The organism is Kitasatospora sp. NPDC101176, assembly GCF_044768035.1.
GTDB lineage: Bacteria > Actinomycetota > Actinomycetes > Streptomycetales > Streptomycetaceae > Kitasatospora.
On the sequence record NZ_JBIWPA010000003.1, the window covers coordinates 103,159 to 122,323 of the forward strand.

Annotated in this window: 22 protein-coding genes; 8 read left to right on the forward strand and 14 right to left on the reverse strand. The window is 73.8% G+C overall.

Going from position 1 to position 19,165, the window contains the following annotated elements; genetic code table 11:
- Positions 1 to 197: 197 nt before the first annotated feature.
- On the forward strand, positions 198 to 1,199 hold the full coding sequence (locus tag ACIRS1_RS05645; RefSeq protein ID WP_402837062.1) for a DUF389 domain-containing protein: 1,002 nt from the start codon (positions 198 to 200) through the stop codon (positions 1,197 to 1,199).
- A gap of 203 nt (positions 1,200 to 1,402) precedes the next feature.
- On the opposite strand, the gene ACIRS1_RS05650 is transcribed toward ACIRS1_RS05645, so the two are convergent.
- The 4 genes from ACIRS1_RS05650 to ACIRS1_RS05665 all read right to left on the reverse strand — a co-directional run bounded on the left by ACIRS1_RS05650 (position 1,403) and on the right by ACIRS1_RS05665 (position 6,227).
- On the reverse strand, positions 1,403 to 2,122 hold the full coding sequence (locus tag ACIRS1_RS05650; protein ID WP_402837064.1) for a G1 family glutamic endopeptidase: 720 nt from the start codon (positions 2,120 to 2,122) through the stop codon (positions 1,403 to 1,405).
- Positions 2,123 to 2,527: 405 nt separating this feature from the next.
- Positions 2,528 to 3,604 carry a hypothetical protein gene (locus ACIRS1_RS05655; protein WP_402837066.1) on the reverse strand — a complete coding sequence of 359 codons (1,077 nt, stop codon included), beginning with the start codon at positions 3,602 to 3,604 and terminating at the stop codon, positions 2,528 to 2,530.
- Positions 3,605 to 3,970: 366 nt separating this feature from the next.
- Complete coding sequence (locus ACIRS1_RS05660) at positions 3,971 to 4,435, reverse strand: MarR family winged helix-turn-helix transcriptional regulator (protein WP_402837068.1); 465 nt, start codon at positions 4,433 to 4,435, stop codon at positions 3,971 to 3,973.
- 16 nt (positions 4,436 to 4,451) lie between these two features.
- Positions 4,452 to 6,227: an MFS transporter gene (locus tag ACIRS1_RS05665; protein WP_402837070.1), complete on the reverse strand. Its 1,776-nt coding sequence runs from the start codon at positions 6,225 to 6,227 to the stop codon at positions 4,452 to 4,454.
- 207 nt (positions 6,228 to 6,434) lie between these two features.
- Between ACIRS1_RS05665 and ACIRS1_RS05670 the strand changes: the two genes are divergently transcribed.
- Complete coding sequence (locus ACIRS1_RS05670; RefSeq protein WP_402837072.1) at positions 6,435 to 6,794, forward strand: hypothetical protein; 360 nt, start codon at positions 6,435 to 6,437, stop codon at positions 6,792 to 6,794.
- A gap of 96 nt (positions 6,795 to 6,890) precedes the next feature.
- Here ACIRS1_RS05670 and ACIRS1_RS05675 read toward each other — a convergent pair whose 3' ends face one another.
- Positions 6,891 to 7,742, reverse strand: a complete 852-nt coding sequence (locus tag ACIRS1_RS05675) for an NPP1 family protein (RefSeq protein ID WP_396317122.1) — start codon at positions 7,740 to 7,742, stop codon at positions 6,891 to 6,893.
- Positions 7,743 to 8,081: 339 nt separating this feature from the next.
- Between ACIRS1_RS05675 and ACIRS1_RS05680 the strand changes: the two genes are divergently transcribed.
- Positions 8,082 to 8,900: a methyltransferase domain-containing protein gene (locus ACIRS1_RS05680; RefSeq protein ID WP_402837074.1), complete on the forward strand. Its 819-nt coding sequence runs from the start codon at positions 8,082 to 8,084 to the stop codon at positions 8,898 to 8,900.
- 31 nt (positions 8,901 to 8,931) lie between these two features.
- Here ACIRS1_RS05680 and ACIRS1_RS05685 read toward each other — a convergent pair whose 3' ends face one another.
- From ACIRS1_RS05685 to ACIRS1_RS05700, 4 genes are all read right to left on the reverse strand, one after another.
- Entirely contained in the window at positions 8,932 to 9,774 is an 843-nt protein-coding gene (locus ACIRS1_RS05685; protein ID WP_402837076.1) for an SMI1/KNR4 family protein, read from the reverse strand.
- Positions 9,775 to 9,862: 88 nt separating this feature from the next.
- Complete coding sequence (locus ACIRS1_RS05690; protein WP_387902414.1) at positions 9,863 to 10,291, reverse strand: SRPBCC family protein; 429 nt, start codon at positions 10,289 to 10,291, stop codon at positions 9,863 to 9,865.
- Between the two features lie 348 nt (positions 10,292 to 10,639).
- Entirely contained in the window at positions 10,640 to 11,377 is a 738-nt protein-coding gene (locus ACIRS1_RS05695) for an SDR family oxidoreductase (protein ID WP_402837078.1), read from the reverse strand.
- Complete coding sequence (locus ACIRS1_RS05700) at positions 11,374 to 11,640, reverse strand: Atu4866 domain-containing protein (RefSeq protein ID WP_402837080.1); 267 nt, start codon at positions 11,638 to 11,640, stop codon at positions 11,374 to 11,376. The genes ACIRS1_RS05695 and ACIRS1_RS05700 overlap by 4 nt, the downstream gene beginning before the upstream one ends.
- A gap of 141 nt (positions 11,641 to 11,781) precedes the next feature.
- Here ACIRS1_RS05700 and ACIRS1_RS05705 point away from each other — a divergent pair, with 141 nt between their 5' ends.
- The 3 genes from ACIRS1_RS05705 (at position 11,782) to ACIRS1_RS05715 (ending at position 13,912) form a co-directional block, all read left to right on the forward strand.
- Positions 11,782 to 12,663: a helix-turn-helix transcriptional regulator gene (locus ACIRS1_RS05705; RefSeq protein WP_402837082.1), complete on the forward strand. Its 882-nt coding sequence runs from the start codon at positions 11,782 to 11,784 to the stop codon at positions 12,661 to 12,663.
- The gene (locus ACIRS1_RS05710) at positions 12,656 to 13,381 is read left to right on the forward strand and encodes a class I SAM-dependent methyltransferase (protein WP_402837084.1); all 726 of its coding nucleotides are present in this window, start codon (positions 12,656 to 12,658) and stop codon (positions 13,379 to 13,381) included. Before ACIRS1_RS05705 ends, ACIRS1_RS05710 begins: the two co-directional genes overlap by 8 nt.
- Before the next feature lie 120 nt (positions 13,382 to 13,501).
- On the forward strand, positions 13,502 to 13,912 hold the full coding sequence (locus tag ACIRS1_RS05715; RefSeq protein WP_402837086.1) for a nuclear transport factor 2 family protein: 411 nt from the start codon (positions 13,502 to 13,504) through the stop codon (positions 13,910 to 13,912).
- Between the two features lie 63 nt (positions 13,913 to 13,975).
- Here ACIRS1_RS05715 and ACIRS1_RS05720 read toward each other — a convergent pair whose 3' ends face one another.
- The 4 genes from ACIRS1_RS05720 to ACIRS1_RS05735 form a co-directional block, all read right to left on the reverse strand.
- Entirely contained in the window at positions 13,976 to 14,359 is a 384-nt protein-coding gene (locus ACIRS1_RS05720; RefSeq protein WP_402837088.1) for a VOC family protein, read from the reverse strand.
- A 124-nt stretch (positions 14,360 to 14,483) separates the two neighbouring features.
- Positions 14,484 to 14,744 (reverse strand): hypothetical protein, encoded by a 261-nt coding sequence (locus ACIRS1_RS05725; protein ID WP_402837090.1) that lies wholly within the window; start codon positions 14,742 to 14,744, stop codon positions 14,484 to 14,486.
- Between the two features lie 219 nt (positions 14,745 to 14,963).
- Entirely contained in the window at positions 14,964 to 15,299 is a 336-nt protein-coding gene (locus ACIRS1_RS05730; protein ID WP_402837092.1) for a branched-chain amino acid transporter permease, read from the reverse strand.
- A complete protein-coding gene (locus ACIRS1_RS05735) occupies positions 15,292 to 16,158 on the reverse strand; it encodes an AzlC family ABC transporter permease (RefSeq protein ID WP_402837094.1) in 867 nt (288 codons plus the stop codon). Before ACIRS1_RS05735 ends, ACIRS1_RS05730 begins: the two co-directional genes overlap by 8 nt.
- A gap of 78 nt (positions 16,159 to 16,236) precedes the next feature.
- Between ACIRS1_RS05735 and ACIRS1_RS05740 the strand changes: the two genes are divergently transcribed.
- Positions 16,237 to 16,680 carry an Lrp/AsnC family transcriptional regulator gene (locus ACIRS1_RS05740; RefSeq protein WP_402837733.1) on the forward strand — a complete coding sequence of 148 codons (444 nt, stop codon included), beginning with the start codon at positions 16,237 to 16,239 and terminating at the stop codon, positions 16,678 to 16,680.
- Between the two features lie 211 nt (positions 16,681 to 16,891).
- Positions 16,892 to 17,611 (forward strand): DUF4232 domain-containing protein, encoded by a 720-nt coding sequence (locus tag ACIRS1_RS05745; protein ID WP_402837096.1) that lies wholly within the window; start codon positions 16,892 to 16,894, stop codon positions 17,609 to 17,611.
- Positions 17,612 to 17,794: 183 nt separating this feature from the next.
- Here the strand turns inward: ACIRS1_RS05745 and ACIRS1_RS05750 are convergent, their stop codons facing one another.
- Positions 17,795 to 19,159, reverse strand: coding sequence for a carotenoid oxygenase family protein (locus ACIRS1_RS05750; RefSeq protein ID WP_402837098.1), 1,365 nt, complete (start codon positions 19,157 to 19,159; stop codon positions 17,795 to 17,797).
- Positions 19,160 to 19,165 lie beyond the last annotated feature (6 nt).

A 19,165-nucleotide genomic window follows, 5' to 3' on the forward strand; every position in this document is an offset into this window, starting at 1 on the left:
ATCGGCCGGCTTCCCGCCCACGACCGTGTCCCGTCGACCGGCCCGATCAGGCCTTGGACTCCCCCCGTGCGTACGGCGGCGTGTCCGGCGGCGTCGCGGTGGATCCGTCGTGCGGCCGGGCAGCGGCTGTGCTCCCTCCGGGGGGCGTGCCGTGTGGCGCCCGCTTCCGCCGAGCCGTGCGACGCGATACTCGGCTGGTGTTCAGCACCCTCCGCGCCCGCGTGCTCCCCGACCACCAGCGAAGGACCCTGGAGGAACTGGAGGAGGACCTGGACCTGTCGGCCGGGGACACCCGCGCCAAGCAGTCCGCGTTCTGGACCATGCTCCTCCTGTCGGCGGTGATCGCGGCCGGCGGGGTACTGACCGACTCCACGGCCACGGTGATCGGCGCGATGATCATCGCCCCGCTGTCCACGCCGATCATGGGGATCGCCCTGGGCGCGGTGCAGCGCCGACGGTCGACGGCGGCGCTGTTCGTGGCGTCCGGGGGCCTGCTCGTGGTGGCCCTCGGGGCACTGTTCTCGCTGGTGGTGCCCGCCTCCTACGATCTGCTGTCGAACAGTCAGATCTCCAGCCGCACCTCGCCCGGGCTACTGGACCTGGTGGCCGCGCTCGCCACCGGCTTCGCCGGCGCGGTGGCGCTCGCCCGCCGGGACGTCGCCGCCGTCCTGCCCGGCGTGGCGATCGCCATCTCGCTGGCGCCCCCGCTCGTGGTGACGGGGGTCTGCGCCGGCCAGACCGCCTGGTGGCTGGCCCTGGGCTCGTTCGTCCTGTTCGTGTCCAACCTGCTGGCCCTGGTGGTGGCCGGCATGGCGGTGTTCGGCGCCCTGGGGTACGCGACGGGCGACCGTCCGCGCCCGGCGGGCTCACCCCGCAGGACCTACCTCGCACTCGGACTGCTCTTCACCGCGGTGGGCCTCCTGCTGGCGGCGAACACCGCGGGCACCCTGCTCGTCCAGCTGTGGACCACCCGGGCGACGAACGCCACCTCGGCGTGGCTGGCCGCAACACCCGGGGCATCCGTCGTCAGCGTCCAGGCGCAGTCACGGAGCCTCTACATCCAGGTCCGGGCGCCGGGGGACCTGCCCCCGCTCGACTCGCTCCTCGCCGACCTCCAGGGGCAGGTCCCGGACGGAGTGCCGGTGGTGGTCACGACCACCGCCGGCCGCCGGATCCAGGCCGGGCGCGTCGGCGGCTGAGCCGCCCACGCCCTGACGGCGAGGCGGGCGGCTGCCCCTCTTCCCTCTCCCCCGGTCCCGTTCCGGCGTGCTCGGCCGGGGTCGACCTGTGACTGCCTCAGCGCGATGACGCCGAGCGGTCCGCCCGGGCCACGGGCGGACCGCCTTGCGTTTCGGCACCGCTTCGGCACCGCTCGGCCTGGGCGCCGGTGCGGTGGCTGCGGCTACTGGTGCAGGTAGGTGTCGGTGAAGCTGGTGCCGCCGGAGCCGAGCGCGCTGGTGCGGGCCTCGTAGGTGCCGTTGGAGCTGGGGTCGAGGGCGACCGGTCCGAAGGAGCCGAGGGACTTGCCGTTGACGGTGGCCGAGGTGAAGGAGAGGGTCCCGAACTCGGGGTACGAGCCGGTCGGCGACTCGATGATGACCTCGGCGCTCGTCCGCTGCGCGGACAGGGACTTGGTCGTGCTGTAGGTCCAGCCCCGCGAGGAGTCGGTCAGCTTGAGGGTGTACTTGCTGCTGCCGGCGTAGGTGACGGAGGCGGTGATGACGTCGCCGGCCGACACCGGGTACGAGCCGAGGCTCAGGTAGACCGGGCTCGCCGGGTACATCTCGTACCAGGCCTGGTTGACGGGGCTGCCGCTGGAGCAGTCGGTGGCCACCCCGGTCTGCTCCACGGTGGAGGAGCCGTACCCGTCGATGCCGACCCAGGGCGCGTAGAGGTCGTCGGTGGAGTTGCAGGTCGCGTGCGGCTCGGTCCAGGTCGCCGAGACCGAGGTGAAGCCGCTGCCCGTGGCGGCGTAGCCGCCCCAGTTGTAGCCGTTGGTGTTGTACTGCAGGGGGCGGAAGGACAGTCCCTGGGCGGCCGCCGCGGTGGTCGGCGCGGCGGGCGCGGCGAGAGTGGTGGCTGCTGCCGCGAGGGTGGCGACGCGTATCAGGAACGTGCGCATGCTGGCTCCTTCGTGGGGGGCGGGCCGGCGGCTCACACGCCGAGTCGGGCCGTGGGGGCGGCCGTGGTGGGGTGGCAGTCAGGATTACCGACTGTCATGAGCCGGGCAAGAGGAGCAGCGGGAAGGTTGATGAAGGAATTGCCTTGCCGAGTAAAGGACTTGACGTTCACCCCGCGCACACGGGGACGAGATTGTCCGACGGAAGCCGTTCCCGCGCCCCTTGCGGCCCAGGGAACACACCTGCCCCATGGCTTCGGGCCCGGCGCAGGAACGCCGGGCCCGAAGCCATGGGGCAGGTGTCGGCACCTCGGCGGGTGCCAATGGGAGGGGGTTCCCTGTTACCGGGCCGGATCGTCTACGGCCGCGACCACTGACGCGGCCTGGCGGTCGCGGTCCTTGAGCCGGTCAGGAGGAGGGGACCTCGTTGTCGGGGACGGGCACGAGGCCGGGCGGCTTTCCTCCGCAGTACTTGGCCTTCTGCGCGTCGGTCATGGCGACCCCGTGGGCGGCGAACACGCCCGTTCCGCCCTTGTCGGGGCTGTCGAAGGAGACGTCGTGGAGGTGCCAGGTGCTGTTCCCCAGGGCCACGGTGAACTCCCCCGTGTCCCGGTAGACCGGGGCCAGGTCGCTGACCCAGCCGATCTGGCCCGGCTCGATCTTCAGGTCGACGCTCTGGCTGAAGGTGTGAGTCTCCGTCACCTCGTGGTGGTAGGTGGCTTCGACCGGCGGGCCGATGACCCCGAGGAGCTTTCCGTCGACCTTGACGTCGATCGCGTCACTGACGCCCACGTCGTCGGAGTACTCGAGCGTCGTCTCCGACTCGTTCGTCGAACAGTCGGCCAGGGCCTGCCCGACGATACGAGGGGCGGACTGCGTGTGCTCGTCCTTCGCCGGGGTGAAGGTGCAGTCCCCGATCCCGTCGGCCGTACACAGGGTGTTCAGGAGCTGCGCCTCCTGCTGGGCCTTGTCACCCCCGACGTCGAACACCGGGTGGCCCGCATCCATCACCTGGATGTGCATCTGCCCCGTACTGGGGGTCTTTGTGACTGTGCACAGATGGGTTGTACTGCCGAGGAAGTCGCAAGAGGCATGCGCATTTATGCCTCCCGTGTCCAGGTAGAGGTGGAGGTCGAATCTGGTGGTGGAGCCGTCCTGGTTGGCGATCACGTAGTGCACCGTCGGGTTGTTGCTGTAGAAGAGGTACCAGACGACTTCCCAGTCGTGGTCCTCTCCGGGGTCGAGCTTCCACCGGTCGGGCGGGGGCATCTGTATCGCCCCGTTGTCGTCCTTGTCCACGCCGGTGGCCGTGATGGTCTCCCCGCTGAGATCGGAGACCACGAAGCCGCCCGTCAGGTCCCCGGATCCGGGGGAACTGCGCGACCCGGAGTCCGCCGGACCGCCACTGGCGAAAGCGACACCCGAGAACATGAGGGTCCAGACAGCGGCCAGCACCGCCAGGGCGGGAAATCGACGAGAAATCATGACAACCTCGCGTTCGACTGGGATTCAGTTTTGAAGGTCCGTCAACAGGCGGTGGGCCTCTTGGGGACCTTGTCTTGACGGTAGCCCCCGAAGGTCGCCCCCTCCTCCGCCGATCGGGGGAACGGCCGGGGGAACGGCCGGCCACGCGTCCTGCCCTGCCCGTGGGGGGTGGGGGTTCGTCGGTATGGGGTGCACTGTTCGCTGACGCCGTGTTCGTCGGTCGCCGCGGGTCGCTCACGGGACCGCTTCGAGCGGGCCGGGGGCCGGTGGCGCTTCGTGGAGCGGCGGGTGCGGATCACCCTGGTCGGCGACGTGAGCCGCCGTCTGCGCCGGGCGGGCTGACGCGGGGCGCAGGTGGGGCGGGGGTCAGGACTGCGGCTCCTCGGCGAGGAGTTCGAGGACGGGCAGGGCGGCGAGCAGCGCCGTGCGCTGGTCGGCGGTGAGCAGCGCGGTGCGGTCGGCGAGGACCTGGCTGCGTTCGGCGCGGATCTGGGCGAGTGTGGCGCGGCCGTCGTCGGTGATCCGGATGAGGGCGGAGCGCCGGTCCTGCGGGTCGGCCTCCTTGCTGAGCAGGGCGTCGGCGTGCAGCGGGGCGAGGGTGCGGATCAGGGAGGGGGCGGAGACCTGTTCGCGGGCGGCGAGGTCGACCAGCCGGATCGGGCCGTGGGCCTCGATCCTGGCGAGGGCCGAGAGCTGGGCGAAGGTGAGGTCGCGCCGGCCGGAGGCCTGGACCATGTGCCGGTGCAGCCGGGAGACGGCCAGGCGCAGCCGGGCGAGGTCGTCGGCCGGTAGCGGGTGTTCGGCCCCGGGCGGGGTCGTGGTGGTCGCCATGGGCCGGTGGTCCTCCTCAGGTGCGCGGGTCGGTGCCGGTCCGCGCCGGGGCGGGCGTTTGCTTCACCGTACCGGCCGGCGGGGCGGCCTCGGCGGGACGGGCGCGGATCAGGGAGGCGGCGGCGCCGGCGAGGGAGAGGGCGATCGCGAACCAGAACACCACCACCAGGCCGTCGTGGAAGGGGCCGGCGATCAGCTGGGGGAAGAACTGGCGCCCGGTGAGGGTCTGGGCGTTGGCCGGCGGGAGGTGGCCGAGCAGGTCGGGGCCGAGGAGTTCGCGGACCGGGTTGTAGCCGAGGAAGGCCGCGAACAGGGTGCCGACCGGGGGCAGGGCGGCGATCGTGTGCGCGGCGGGGGCCGGGACGCCCTGCGCGGTGAGGCCGGTGTCCAGTCCGTGGGGCAGCGAGCCGGACAGGCCGGCGACCATCAGCGAGAAGAACACGCCGATCGACAGCACCATCCCGGCGTTCTGGAAGGTGGCGCGCATGCCGGAGGCGGCGCCGCGGGCGTCGGCCGGGACGCTGGACATGATCAGCGCGGTGTTCGGGGCGGCGAACAGGCCGCCGCCCAGGCCGTTGAGGAGGATCAGCAGGGCGAACCAGCCGTAGCCGAAGTCGGTGGGCAGGAGCAGCAGGCCGCCGAAGGACAGGGCCATGACCGCCAGGCCGGCGGCCGCGTACAGCCGGGCGCCGTGCTTGTCGGAGAGGTGGCCGGCGAGCGGGCCGGCGATCAGGAAGCCGATGGTCAGCGGGATCATGTAGATGCCCGCCCACAGCGGGGTGTCCTCGTACTGGTAGCCGTGCAGCGGCAGCCAGATCCCCTGCAGCCAGATGATCAGCATGAACTGCAGGCCGCCGCGGGCGACGGAGCCGAACAGGGTGGCCGCGTTGCCGCCGGTGAAGGCGCGGTCGCGGAACAGGCGCAGCGGGAACATCGGTTCGGGGGCGCGGAGTTCGACCAGGCAGAAGAGGGCGAGGACGGCGGCGCCGCCGATCAGGCCGGCCAGCACCCACGGGTTGGTCCAGCCCATGGTGCGGCCGCCGTAGGGCTGGATGCCGTAGGTGATGGCGGCGAGCAGTGCGGTCAGGCCGACGGCGAAGGTGAGGTTGCCCCACCAGTCGATGCGGGCCGGGCGGCGCACACCGGTGTCGCGCAGCGAGCGGTAGGCCCAGGCGGTGCCCAGCAGTCCGATCGGGACGTTGACCCAGAAGATCGAGCGCCAGTTCCACTCGGCGAGGACACCGCCGAGCACCAGGCCGATGAAGGATCCGGCGATGGCCGCGACGACGTTGACGCCCAGGGCCATGCCGCGCCGGCGGGCGGGGAAGGCGTCGGTGATGATCGCTGCGGAGTTGGCCATCAGCATCGATCCGCCGACGGCCTGGGCGACCCGCCACAGGATCAGCCAGAGCGCGCCGCCACCGCCGGAGACGGGGTCGAGGGAGAGGGCGACGGAGGTGAGGGTGAAGAGCAGGAAGCCGGCGTTGTAGATCCGCACCCGGCCGTGGATGTCCCCGAGCCGTCCGAGGGTGACCACCAGCACGGCGGTGACCAGGAGGTAGCCCATCAGCATCCAGAGCAGGTAGCTGACGTTGCCGGGCTGCAGCGGGTCGAGGCCGATGCCGTTGAAGATCGCGGGCAGGGAGATCAGCACGATCGAGCTGTTGATCGTCGCGACCAGGGTGCCGAGGGTGGTGTTCGACAGCGCGACCCACGGGTAGCGCGGGTCCTCCTGCTCGTGGCTCGGGTTCTCCCGCTCGTGGCGCGGGTGTTCCTGCGGGACCGTCGGCATGCCACCACTCCGCCCGGGTGAGGTTTCCTGGAACGCCTGAAATAGTTAGTTGCTACTAGCTAACTATCCTCCTGGCGGGCGCCCGGGCACAAGGGTCGGGGCGACTGCTAGAAAGGCACTCGAACGCGGACCGGCCCGCCCGGATCCCGCCCCCGCCCGTCCCCTCCCCCTCCCCCTCCCCGTCCCCGTCCCCGGGAGAGCAACGACGTGCCCGAGACCGAACCGCCCTTCCTGATGGTCGTCGACGACGTCTTCGGCGCCCACCAGTGGGGCGGAACTGCCCTGTACGGCCGGGCGAACAGGGCGTGGTGCGGATCGGGGACGAGCTGGAACTCCTCGGCCTGCGCCCGGCCCGCCGGTTCGAGGTCGGCCGCCTCATGGAGTCCCGCAGGCCGCTCACCGAGGCCGGGGCCGGCGGGCGTCAACGCCGTCCTCGCCCTCGCCCGGCCGGTGGTCTGCGCGGCGGGGACGGACTTCGCCCTCGTGGCGGCCGGGGCCGGCCCCGGCGTGGCGGCCGGGGCCCCACGGCCCGCCGGCACCGGCCGGGTCACCGGGGTCCTCGACTGAGGGGCCGTGCGGGACGGACCCGGGGACGGACGGTGCGGGCCCGGTGCACGGGGGTCACCGGGCCCGCGTCGGGACGTGCGCGGGGCGGCCGCGGCGTCAGGCCCAGGGGTTGAACGGGATGCCGCCGGGCTTCGAGGCGTTGAGCAGGTTGCGGAAGCGGTCGTCCTTGTCGGTGGTCTTGATGGTCGCCGATCCGAAGTCCGCGTTGTTGAGGCGGTCGCGCAGCCAGGTGCTGGGCCAGCCGTTCCAGTCGACGATGGGGGGCTGGCGCCAATTGTGGTAGTGGTTCTCCGGCGGCTCGTCGTTGCCGTTGGCGAGTCGGAAGAGGTGGCTGCCCGGACCGCCCGTGCCGCCCTCCTTGTGGTAGACGACCTTCGGGTGGCTGCCGTCGAAGCGCACCGACGAACGCGGGTAGGTGTGCTGGCTGTTGTGCTGGGTGACGGTCAGGAACTCGACCTGGTTGGACGACTGGTTGACCCACGAGACGACGTGCTCGAAGTCGTGGCGGTGGCCGCCCGCGCCGCCGTTCTGCGTCTGGTCCTTCTCGAAGTAACTGGCGTACACGATGGCGCACCAGCCGTTGTTGCACTTGGAACGGGCGTAGGTCTGCGAGCGGTCCAGGTCGGACTTGTCGCGGCAGTTCCCGTTGACGTCGCCGCCCAGCTTCAGGCCCGGGTTGAGGGTGCCGTCCGGGGCGATCGCGGCGACCGCGTAGCAGCCGTCGGTGTCGTAGTCGTAGGCGGGCGAGAAGGACGCCTCGTAGCCGCCGGCCCGCTGCGGCAGGTTCGGCAGCGAGTCCGCCTGGGCGACCGGCCCGGGCAGGGTGAGGGCCAGGGCGCCGGCGCCGACGAGCGTGGCGACCCGGCGACGGACCCGGGTGGCGCGGGTCGTCCCGGACGCGGTGTCCGCCTGCGTGGCGGCGCGGCCGCGTGTCAGGAGGTCTTTCATCTTCGCCTGCTTTCCTGGTCGTCGGTGCGGCCGTCCGCGGCGGTGGCGGGCGGCCGGTGACGATCCTGTCGGCTTGGTCCGGACCTGCGGATCCGTCAAATGACGCAAGGAAATCGGAGAGTTGCGCAGTCACGTGGTCCGGACGGCTCCGCCGACGTTCCGCCGACGTTCCGGCGACGTTCCGGCGACGGGCAGTCAACCGCCGTCAACGACATGAGCCCCGGCCCACTCCTGGCCACCGGCCACCACGGACGCCCTGGCTCACCGACTCACGGCGGCGCACCGACTCACCGCGGCGCAGCGGGCGGCGGGCCCGGGTGGCTGCCTACAGTGGGGGCCATGACCGACCCGCGCCCCACCTCGGCCTTCCACGCGGCCAACACCGACCCCGCGGTCACGGACCGGATGGTCGCCGCGCTGGACGTCCAGGCCGCCAATCCCGGTGTGCGGAGACTGCGGGAGTGGGCGCACGCGCGGCTGGGTGCGCACCCCGGTGAGCGGGCACTGGACGTCGGCTCGGGCACCGGCTCGGAGACCCGGGTGCTCGCGGCGGCCGTCGCCCCGGGCGGCGAGGCGACCGGCGTCGAACCCAACCCCGGCCTGCGCGCCGTCGCCCTGCAGCGGGCCGCCGTCGACACCTCCCCCACCCGGTTCCTCGACGGCGACGCGCTCGCGCTGCCGCTGCCCGACGCCGACCGGGACGTGGTCTGGTGCGAGCGCGTCCTCCAGCACCTGACCGACCCGGCGCGGGCCGTCGCCGAGATCGCCCGGGTCCTGCGCCCCGGCGGCCGGGTCGCCCTGCTGGACACCGACTGGTCCACCTTCGTGCTCCACCCGGCCGACCCGGAGGTCCGCCCCGCGCTGGCCGCCGTCACCCGGGCCACCGCCGCCACCCCGGACGCCGGACGCCGCCTGGCCGGCTGGCTGAGCGCGGCCGGCCTGAGCGTCGACGAGCTCGGCGCCGACGTCCTCCTGCACGACCCGCACGCCGTCGCCTGGCCGATCGTCCGCGCGCTCGGCGCGGCGGCCGTCGGGCGGGGCCTGGTCACCGAGGAGCAGCGCGAGCGGCTGCACGCCGGCCTCACCGCCGCCGCCGAGCAGGGTGCCTGCCACCTGTCGGTGACGATGTTCGCCGCCGTCGCCCACCGGCCGCGCTGACCGGCGGCTGCCCGCCCGGGCCGCGGTCGGGCTACTCGCCGTCCCAGGGCAGGGCCACCAGCACTCCCCCGCCGGCCAGGCGGGCGTAGCGGCAGGTCGCGCCGATCGCCCAGAAGTCGACGGCGGCGCGGCCGGTGACGGAGCGCAGGTCGGCCAGCCTGGCGTCGTCGGGCAGGCCCTCCGCGGCCGCGCGCAGCACGTCGTCTCCGCTGGTCCGCAGCCGGGCCGCGGTGACGTCCTCGACGCTGGTGGTGCGCCGGTCGCCGTCGGGCCACAGGTCCCCGAACCGGCGGCCGAAGGCCCCGACGTCGGCCGCGGTACCCCCGGTGCCGGTGGCGGCGAGGGCCTGCTCCAGGCAGTCGGCCAGGTGGTCGAGCCACGCGGTCAGGGAGGGCGCCATGCGGTCGGTGTCGGCGGCGTCCCAGAACCGGAACACCGGGCCCCAGGCCCCGGTGCGCGGGTCGACGTCCACGTAGGTGTGGCCGTCGCCGTGGTCGGTGTGGACGAACCAGTGGGTGCCGACCCCGCCGGCGTGCTCCTGGTACCAGCTGACGTCGGCGTTGGCGTACCGGCCGCGGTTGTAGGCGTGGTCGAGGTCGACGTGCTCGTGGGACTCGTGGCCGTTCACGGCGGAGCGGCTGACGGTGACGCGCACCCCGCCGACCGAGCGCAGCAGGGCCCGGACCTCCTCGGGCACCGGGACGGGCCAGGCGTCCATCCGGGCGTCGTCGATGCCCGGGTCGAGGGCCACCAGCCCGCCGGAGGCCTCGGCCAGCCGGTGCAGGCGGGCCGCGGTCGCGGAGGCGGTCGCGGTCGCGGAGGCGGTGCCCACGGCGGGTGCGGTGGCGGTGGTCGTGGTGGTCTGGTCGGTCATGCGGTCGGCCCCCCGGTTCGTTCGGTATCGGGGTCGAACCTACTCCGGCCGTACGACACCGCGGACCCCGGTCCTGCCGCGGCCCGCGTCAGCTCCCGGTGGCGCGGTCCTCGACGAAGGTCTTGAAGCGGCGCAGGTCACCGCGCACCTGGCGGTCGAGCACGCCCAGCTTGTCGGCGGCCTTCTCGGCCAGGCCGGTGGGGTGGAAGACCATGGTCATCCGCACCCGGGTGCGGTCCGCGCCGAGCGCCTCGAAGTCGACCGTTCCGGTGTGCTTCACGCTCTCGCCGGTGGTGCGCCAGGCGACCCGCGCATCGGGCACCCGCTCGACGATCTCGGTGTCGAACTCCCGGGCCAGACCGGCGATCTTGGTCCGCCAGTGGGCGTGCTGGTCGTCCAGCTGCCGGACCTCCTCCACGCCCTCCATGAACTCGGGGAACTCCTCGAAGGTCGCCCACTGGTCGTAGACGACGCGGACCGGCACGTCCACGTCGATCGACTCCTCCACCATGCTCATCGCCGCACCTCTTCACGTTCGTCCGGGCCGGACCGGGGCGGGCCGCATCGGCCCTCCGGGCGGCCCGGTCGGCCCGGTCGTACGGGACCAGGGCCCCGGGGCCGCGGACGGCGCCGCCCCTGCCAATCTGGGCCCTGCGCCGGGAGGCGGCAACCGGCGCGCCCGGCCCCCGGCCCGATCGGCCCGCCCCGGCGCCCGCCGGTGCCCCTGTGCGGTGAACCGGCCGAGGTCCGGGCCGCCGGACGGCCCGGTCAGTATGCCCGCGCCGGCCGCCCCGGACCCCCGCGGAACGGCCCGCCTAAGGTGCCGCGACGCTCGGCACCGCGGACGGAGCGCAGCCGCCAGCGCTCACCGGGCGCTCGCCGTGGGCCGGACGACGAGCTCGTTGACGTCGACCTGCCGGGGCCGGGAGACGGCGTAGGCGATGGCGTCCGCGACGGCGGACGCGGGCAGGGCCACGGCGCGGTAGGCCCGCATGGCCTCCCGGGCGGTGGGGTCGGCGATGCCGTCGGCGAGTTCGGACTCCGTCACACCCGGGGAGACGAGGGTGACCCGGATGTCCCCGCCGCACTCCTGGCGCAGCCCTTCGGTGATCGCGCGCACGGCGAACTTGGTGGCGCAGTAGACGGCGGCGGTGGGAGACACCTCGTACGCGCCGACGGACGCGACGTTCACCAGGTGCCCGCCGCCCTGGGCCCGCATCACGGGCAGCGCGGCGGCGATGCCGTGCAGGACTCCCCGCAGGTTCACGTCGATCATGCGGTCCCACTCGTCGGTCCGCAGCGCCTCCAGGGGCGAGAGCGGCATCACCCCGGCGTTGTTGACCAGCACGTCCACCCGGCCGTAGCGGCTGCGGGCCTCGGACACGAAGGCCCGGACGTCGGCGGCGTCCGTGACGTCCAGGCGCCGGAACGCCGCGGTGGCGCCCGCGGCTTCGAGCTCGTCGGCGAGCGAGGCGAGGCGGTCGGTGCGCCGGGCGCCGAGGAGCAGGCGGTGGCCGTCGGCGGCGAGGCGGCGCGCGGTGGCCTCCCCGATCCCGCTGCTCGCCCCGGTGACCAGGACGACCTTGTCCCTGTCCTGCGTCATGCCTGCTTCTCCTCTCGGTGGAGCACGAGGTGTTCGTGGTGGAGGACCCCGTCGCGGATGTCGCCGGTGGCGGTGAACCCGGTGTCGTCGACGTAGTCGAGGTGGTGGCCGGTGAGCGTGTAGCGGCCCGTGTAGGCGTGGCGGCGCCCGCCGCGGGCCTCGTCGTAGCGGCCGTCGGCCCGCAGTTCCTGGCGGATGTACCCGTCCGCCGTCACCCAGGTGCCGACCGCGTCGACACCGCTCTGCCCGGTGCTGCCCGTCAAGGACGGACTCCCTTCGTCGCTGCGTGCGGAACCGTTCCGCACAACCGAGTCTGGGCACGCGGGGGACGACCGGCCAGGACGTGCCCCGCCTGGGTGCGGTGCACCCGGGCAGGGTCCGGAGACGGACCCTAGGGTGGGGGCGTGACGGACAACCAGCTGGGAGAGTTCCTGCGCGCCCGCCGTGCGGCGCTGCGGCCGCAGGACGCGGGTGTGGTGAGCCACGGGACGCGCAGGGTCGCCGGACTGCGCCGGGAGGAGGTCGCCGTCCTGGCCGGGGTGAACGCGGACTACTACACCCGCCTCGAACAGGGCCGGGAACGACACCCCTCGGCCCAGGTGATCGACGCGCTCGGCCGCGCCCTGCAGCTGGACCCGGACGGACACGCGCACCTGCACCGGGTGGCGGAGACGGTGCCGGGCCACCGGTTCGCCCACACCACGGACCTGGTCAGCCCCGCCCTGCACCAGCTGCTGGACGGCTACCCGGCCGCCCCGGCGTTCGTCGTCAACCGGACCCTGGACGTCCTGGCGGCCAACGCCCTGGCCGCGGCCCTGCACTCGCCCTTCGAGCGGATGGGCGACCTCGCCTCGATGGTCTTCCTCGACCCGGCGGGCCGGCGGTTCTACGAACGGTGGGGCCACACCGCCCAGGCCGTCGTCGGCCACCTGCGGCAGGCCGCCGGGCTCGACCCCGGCAGCCCCCGGCTGCGGGAACTCGTCCGCACCCTCACCGCGCACAGCACCGACTTCACCCGCCTGTGGGAGTCCCACACCGTACGCGGCAAGACCCAGGACGCCAAACACTTCCTGCACCCGGACGTCGGCCCGCTCACCCTCACCTACCAGGCCTTCGACGTGCGCGACGCACCCGGCCAGCAACTCGTCGTCTACCAGGCCGAACCCGGCAGCCCCAGCGCCCGGGCCCTCGCCCTGCTCGGCTCCCTCCACGCCACCTCGGCCCGGGCCGCCTCCGGGGAGGTCCGGGCCACCGCCGGGGAGGGCCAGGGCCGTTCGCATGGCTGACGAGTGCTTCGGGCACCCACGGCTCGCCGCCGTCTACGACGCCCTCGACCCCGACCGCACCGACCTGGACGCCTACCTGCTCATGGTGGAGGAGTTCGGTGCGCGCCGGGTGCTGGACATCGGCTGCGGCACCGGGGTGTTCGCCCTGCTGCTGGCCGGGCGCGGCATCGAGGTGACCGGGGTCGATCCGGCCGCGGCCTCCATCGACGTGGCCCGGGCCAAACCGGGCGCCGACCGGGTGCGCTGGATCCGCGGCGACGCCGACGATCTGCCGCCGCTGGAAGCCGACTTGGCGACGATGACCGCCAACGTGGCCCAGGCGATCACCGACCCGGCCGCCTGGCGACACACCCTGCGGGGAGCACGGGAGGCGCTGCGCCCCGGCGGGCGCCTGGTGTTCGAGACCCGCGATCCGGCGGCCCGGGCCTGGGAGGAGTGGACCCGGGGACGCTCCCACCGGGTCACCGAAGTCCCCGGCGCCGGCCGGGTGGAGAGCTGGGTGGAGCTGGTCGAGGTGCGCGGGCCGCTGGTGGCGTTCCGCTGGACGTACGTGTTCGGCGCGGACGGGCAGGTGCTGACCTCGGACTCGACGCTGCGCTTCCGGGAGCGGGCGGAGGTCGGACGGGACCTCGCCGCGGCCGGGTTCGTCCTGGAGGAGGTGCGCGGCGCCCCGGACCGGCCGGGACGGGAGCTGGTGTTCGTGGCCCGGCGCCCGTAGGCCCTGGTGGGGCGCGCGGCCCGGCTCCACAACCCCGGTCGCGCCGGGCGGGCCGACGCGCTTCCCCGGCGCCGCGAACGAGCGCCGCCGGGCGGCCCCGCCCGGGATAGCGTCCCGCCCATGACCACCTCTCCCGAGCACCCCGCGAAGCCCGCGGACCCCACCGATCCCGACGTCGCCCTCGTCCTGGCCGCCTACGCCGCCTACGCCCGGGGCGACATCGACACCGCCGTCGCCGACCTGCACCCCGACGTGGACTGGGTGGAGCCCGAGGAGTTCCCCAACGGGGGCGTGCACCGGGGCCGGGACGCCGTGCACAAGTACCTCACCGCCTCGTACGCGATGTGGGGCGAGATGCACTCGGAGCCGACCGCCTACCGGCGCGGTGAGGACGTCGTCATCGTCCACCACGTCCACGGCGTGCTCACCGACGGCAGCCCCCTGGACATCACCGCCGCCGACGTCTTCACCCTGCGCGACGGCCTGGTCGTCGCCATGCACGCCCACGCCGACCCGGCCGCGGTGCTGTAACCGCCTCGGGAGCATCCCGGCCGGATACCGACGCGGCGCCCGGCCGGGACGGACGGTCGACCGTCAGAGCGGGTCGAGGCGGGTGCGCAGGAGGCAGAACTCGTTGCCCTCCGGGTCGGCGAGGACGTGCCAGCTCTCGGTGCCGGTCTGGCCGATGTCGACGGGGCGGGCGCCGAGGGCGAGCAGGCGCTCGAGTTCGGCGTCCTGGTCGCGGTCGGTGGCGTTGACGTCGATATGCATCCGCAGTTTCCCGGTGCGCGGGTCCTCGCTCGGGCTGAACAGCAGGGTGGGGTGCGGGCCGCCGGGGACGGAGCCGGGCGGGCCGATCTCGATGCTTCCGTCGTCGTCCCGGTCGAGTTCGACGTAACCGAGGACCTCGCGCCAGAACGCGGCGAGCCGCTCGGGATCGGCGGCGTCGACGACCAGTTCACTGATGCGGCATGCCATGGGCCGTGAGTCTATGGCGTCGGGGGCGAGGAGGCCGGAAGCCGGCCCGGGTGGGTCCGCCCGGGCCGGCTTCCGGCGTGGTGCTCGCGGTGCGATCGGGATCGGGCCGCGGGGCGGCCCGCCGTCACGGCGCGAAGGCCCACCAGTGGCCCTGCACGAACTTGCAGTCGTAGACGCCCCACTTGCCCTTGGCCAGCACCCAGCTCTCGCACTGCTGGGCGGTGCCGAACGGGCCGTAGGGCGTCAGGCGCGGCGACGCGGCCGCCGCTGCCGACGCGCTGTGCGCCGCGGCCGGGGTCGCCGCGCCGGCGGTGGCGGTGGTGCCGGCCAGGGCGGCCAGGGTCAGCACCCCGGTCGCGGCGATCGCGGCGAACGTGTTCCTCATTGCCAACCTCCCTGGATTTCCTGTTCGCCCTTCCGGCGGAACAGGGGGCCTCGGCGCGAATTCCTCCGCATTCGGGCGTCACCAAGAGGCTTTCAATGAACCGGAGTTCGGCGCAATGCGCGGCGAGTGTTCCTCGGGTGACGGGTGAGGTTTATTTGAGGGGGCGTCAAGCGCATTTCCGGAAAGAGCGGTTGGGGGAATCGGGGCGTCCCGCCGACCTCAGGGGTGGGCGAAGAGGGTGCTGGCGAGGGCGACGTGGACGGCGGTGCCGCCGAGGATGCTCAGGACGGCGTTGCGCCGCCACAGGTGCAGGCCCAGGGTGGCGGCCAGGGCGAGCAGGGTGGGGGCGGCCCGGCCGGGGCTGGTGAGGGGGAGGTCGCGCAGGGCGTAGACGGTGAGGATCACCATCACGCCGACCGGCATCCGGGCGCTCAGGTAGTGGAGCACGGCGCTGGCCCGCAGCGGGGCGAGGGCGGCGAAGGGGAGCGCGCGCAGGCCCCAGGTGACGGCGACGGACACGCCGATGGCGGCGAGCAGGTAGGTCGTGTCAGGCACGGGTCGGCTCCTTCGCGGCGGGGGCGCGGTGCCCGGCGACGGGGCGGGGTCCGGCGGGACTGCGACGACCGGCGAGGGCGCGGCGGGCCAGCAGGGCGGCGGTGAACAGTGCGGTGGCGGCCAGCAGCATCTGGCCGGGCAGGACGAAGCGCGCGGCGAGGGCGCAGACCAGGGCCAGGGCCGGGGTGGGGATGTCGCGCCGGGCGCGGAAGGCGTCGACGGCCAGGACGACGAACAGGGCGGTGAGCGCGAAGTCGAGGCCGACGAGCTTCGCCGGCACCAGCGCCCCGAAGAGGGCTCCGGCGGTGCCGCCGGCGACCCAGTAGGCCTGGCAGAGCACCTGGAGCCAGATGATGCGCCGCCCGCTCCAGGAGCGCGCCTGCTCGCCGGTGGTCAGGGCGTAGGCCTCGTCGGTCATGGCGAAGGTGCTGTACGCCCGGCCGAAGCGGCCGCCGACCCGGTGCAGGGGGAAGGAGAGGGCGTAGAAGACGTGCCGGAAGTTCACCAGGAACGCGGTCAGGGCGATCTGGGCGAGCGGGGTGACCGCGACGACCAGCCCGATCAGCAGGAATTCCAGCGACCCGGCGTAGACCAGCGCGGTGAAGGCGGTGGCCCACCACCAGCTCAGGCCCGCGTGGGCGACCAGCACGCCGAAGGCGATGCCGAGCGGGAACAGGCCCAGGCCGACGGAGCTGGAGTCCCGGAGCGCGGCGGCCAGGTCCGCCCGGGCGCTCGGCGCGGCGGTGATCGGCTGGTCGGTGTGCGGCTCGTCAGCGTGCGGTCCGGGGGTGTGCGGTCCGGCGGCGGGAGGGGGTGGCGGAACGGGACGGGTGAGCGTCCCGCCTGGTGCGGAATCCATGAGAGAAATTCTAGGACGAATTCCGGGTAATATGGTTTCCAATGATTGCCCGGGAGTAGCACTGTGAGCAACAAAGAAATGCTGGACGGCATCGATCGTGAAATCTTGTTCCACCTGCGCCAGGACGGCCGGCTGACCAACGTCGAACTGGCCAAGCGGGTCGGCCTCACCCCGCCGCCGTGCCTGCGCCGGGTGAAGCGGCTGGAGGAGGCCGGGATCATCGCCGGCTACCGGGCCCGGATCGACCCGGCGGCGGCCGGACGGGGCTTCGACGTGGTGGTCGCGGTCGAGATCGGCGTCAACGACCTCCAGACGGTGGAGGAGTTCGAGTCCACGGTGGCCTCCTACGAGGAGGTGGTCGAGTTCCGCCGGCTCTTCGGCCGCCCCGACTACTTCGTCCGGGTCGCGGTCGCCGACCACGCCGCCTACGAGAGCTTCCTCACCGCCCGGCTGATGGGGCTGCCGGGCGTCGCCCGGGTGGACTCCCACCTGACCATGAAGATCATCAAGGGCGACGGCTGACCGGGGCCCTTGAGCAGGCGTGTCCTGACTGTTCGTCACGATCCCTGCGGATCGATACGGGTCATGCCGACCGCGCCGACGACCGCGCGCGGGACTTCCCCGGGGGAAGGAGGCAACCGCCGGGCCGCCCAGGGTGTCTCCCCTCCTGACGATGCACAGCCAGGCCGGGCGCGGGTGACCGGTCGGCCGTCCCGACGATCCGGGGGGATCCATGCGCTCTCGTTCCCTGTCGACGGTTCCGCTCGCCGCACTGCTGGCCGGGCTCGGCCTGACGGCCTGCGGCTCGGGTGCCGGCCCCGGTGCCGCAGCCGGCCCGCCGAAGGCCGAAGGGGCCGCTCCGGTATCCGGCGCCGCGGTGCCGGCCGCTCCGCTCGCGGGCCAGTCCACGACCACGGCCTCCGCCGCGCCCGCCTCACCCACCCCGGTCTCCGCCCCTACCGCCGCTCCTTCGTCCGCCCCTACGGCCACGGCGCCGACGGCCGACGGCGCCCCGCAGGACGGCGAGTGCCGCGCCGAGGAGCTGCGGTGGACGCTCACCCGGCTCACCGCCACCGCCGACCACGACCCGGCGAACGCCGAACTCGTCGCCCTCAACTCCGGCTCCCACGGCTGCACGCTGGCCGGCTACCCGAAGCTCGAGTTCCACCTGGGCAAGGGGCCGCAGGCCACCGGGGCCGGCAGGGGCGGCCCCGTCGCGCTGGCGCTGGGCCCCGGCAAGCGGGCGGTGTTCGCCCTGCGCTACTCGGAGATGAACGGCAAGGGGCCGGACAGCGGGAACTGCAACCCGCTGGTGACCGCCGGCGCCGCCGAGGTGACCGCACCGGGCGGGGGCGCCGAGGTCCGCGTCCCGGTGGTGGACCAGGCCGGCAAGCCGGCCCGGGTCACCGTCTGCGGCCAGGAGGTCCGGCTCGGCCCGCCCGTCGCCCGGTAGGCGCCCCGCCCGTCGCCCGCCCTGGGTCGAACGGGCCGGCGGCGGACGGGCGGGCCCCGCCGGGCGGTGGGGGAGGTCGCTCGGCGGGGCCCGGCGCGGCCCGGGGGCCACGCGGTCAGGTGGTCGGGTGGCCGGGCGCCCGGGACCGGGCGGGCGGCCGGGACCGGTCGGGGCGCCGGCCGGTCAGGCGGCGGGGCGGTCGGCCGGGGTGTCGGGGATCCAGGAGCCGTGGATGCCGCCGGGCACCCGGTGCGGCAGGTGGACGGCGGCGACCCGGTCGAGGCCGCAGGCGTCGAGGACCAGCAGCTGCGAGGCGTCCTGCTTGAGGTCGGAGACGACGGTGAGCAGGTAGCCGTCGTCCTCGCGGGTGGCCCCGGCGGCGGGGACGAAGACCGCCTCGCCGGGCAGCCGGGCGTCGCCGATCTGGTGGATGCGGCGGGCGCCGGTGGAGCGGTCGTACTTGACCACGCCGTAGCCGCCGAAGCCCTGCTCGTCGGGGAAGGAGACGGCGTACTGGTAGCGGTTCTCGACGCCCTGGTACTGCTCGTTGAGGGTCGGGAACTCCACCGCCAGGTCGTCGATGATCTGCTCGTCGACGGTGCCGGCCACCGGGTCGATCACCCAGCGGCGGGTGAAGGAGCGGGTGTTGGGCTCGGTGCCGCGCCCGGGGGCGCCGACCCACCAGTTCCAGGAGAGCCGGAAGCCCTCGCGGTCGACGGTCGGGCCCTCCAGGACGATGCGGCCCCGGCCGTCCTCGTAGGCGTTGGAGACGTGCAGCATGTTGCCGGGCTCGATGGAGAACCACCGCACGTGCCGGGCGCCGTCCTCGCCGCGGGGCATCACGCCGATACGGGCGGGCTGGTCGTCGCGCCAGGCGTAGGGGATGCCGGAGTGCTCCTGCGGGTCGAAGGTGACGTTGCCCTCGATGAAGACGACGTGGCGGCGGGTGAGGGCGAAGTCGTGCTTGAGGGCGGCGCTCGCGCCGGGGACCTCGGCGCTGTGGACGAGCTGCCCCTTGGCGTCGACGACGTGGTGGACGAGGTACGGCGGGACCGGCGAGGAGCCGAAGAAGTGCAGCTCGCCGGTGACCGGGTCCTCCTTGGGGTGGGCGGTCATCGCGGTGCGCAGCTTGCCGTCGAAGTCGTAGGCGCCGACGGTCTCCAGCTCCGGGGTGAGTTCGAAGGGGAGGTTGGCCTCGCAGAGGGCGAGCAGGCGGCCGGCGTGCTCGATGACGTGGGTGCCGGCGGTGCTGGCGGTGAGGTCGGGGCCGGTCTCGGTCATGTAGGGGGCGCCGTCGAGGGCGGGGGTGTGGACCCAGCGGTTGCGGTACCACTCGGCGCGGCCGGCGCGCAGGCGGATGCCGTGGACCATGCCGCTGCCCTTGAACCAGTGGGTGGGGGTGATGCCGGGCTTGGGGTTGTGGCCGTTGCGCAGCAGTCGGCCGGTGAGCTCGGGCGGCAGGGTGCCCTCGACGGTCAGGTCGGTGGCGGTGACCTCGTCGACGAGGGGGGTGTAGTGGCCGGTCAGGTAGGGCTTGCCGGTGGTCATGACGGG